This is a genomic window from Paenibacillus sp. 01T422 (genome assembly GCF_056398785.1).
On the sequence record NZ_JBFTQB010001287.1, the window covers coordinates 1 to 1,289 of the forward strand.

General features: G+C 46.7%; 1 protein-coding gene. It reads right to left on the minus strand.

The features are described from left to right. A partial coding sequence (locus AC1DUA_RS38065) for a GH92 family glycosyl hydrolase (RefSeq protein WP_477504639.1) occupies positions 1-1,289 on the minus strand: 1,289 nt, incomplete at both ends.

Genomic DNA, 1,289 nt, shown 5'->3' on the forward strand with positions numbered 1-1,289 from the left:
GTTTAATGTAGCTCGGGTGTTCGAACTATTATCGAACAGATTGCCGATTGTGGAACTATTCGTGCTGTCTGTCACTTTGGCAAACCCTTGAGCAACCAATTTATCTGTCAGATCTTTCAGTGGAGCAGGAGCTTCTGAACCTTGGGTAATGGACGATGGTACATCATTTTCGCCGCTTCCCCATGTCGAAGGTGCTGGTCCCATATCAAAATCAAGCGTAGCTCCAGCTGCAAGTACCGCATGCGGTAGCGATGTTTGTGTGTAGGCTTCGCCATTCACTTTCAAGCTTTGAACGTATTTGTTTTCTTTGCTGTTATTCGGTGCATTCACAACTAGTTTTTTGCCATTTTCAAGTTGGATCGTCGCTTTTTTGAACAATGGTGCGCCTACGGCATACTCTGGGCTACCCATTTTGAGCGGATAGAAGCCTAAAGCACCGAAAATGTACCATGCAGACATTTCACCGTTGTCCTCATCGCCGGCGTATCCTTGGCCGATTTGGCTGCCCAGGTACAACCGATCTAAAGCTTCACGAACTTTCTCCTGTGTCTTCCAAGGCTGCCCTGTGTAGTTATACATGTACATAATATGGTGTGACGGTTGATTGCTGTGTCCGTACTGACCCATTCTGACATCTCTGGCTTCCGTCATTTCATGGATGACACCGCCGTATGAACCAGCATTGGAGCTTGAAGCAGGTTCCGGTATGCTGAAGAATTGATCCAGTTTGTCAGCCAACTGCCCTCTGCCGCCGTACAGATTTGCCAAACCTTGACCATCCTGCGGAGCGTGGAAAGCCATATTCCAAGCATTCGTTTCCGTATAATCGCTGCCCCAATTTCTAGGATCGARGTTCGCAGGAGTGGATCGCCAAGCACCACTGGCGGTTCTGCCGTTGAAGAATCCCAAATTAGGATTAAACATGTTGATATAATTTTGTGCACGATTGATGTAATATTGTTGATCATCTTTGTAATGAGCGCTATAAGCATCGTTTGCGTCATTTTTCTTAGCCAGCGCATCTGCTAGGTTTGCTATGCCGTAATCATTGATGTAACCATCCACAGCCCAAGCTAATCCTTCGCCTGTATCCGTATTGGTATACCCATCGAAAACAGAAGTAGCCATCCCTTTTCTGCCTACATTAGCATTCGGCGGAGTAACAGCAGCGTCTTTCAACGCGGATTGATAGAAGCTTTGAACGTCGAAGTTCGTAACACCTTTCAAATAGGCATCTGCGAAAGCAACATTCGCGCTTGTTCCTACCATCAAGTTGGCATAACCAGGAG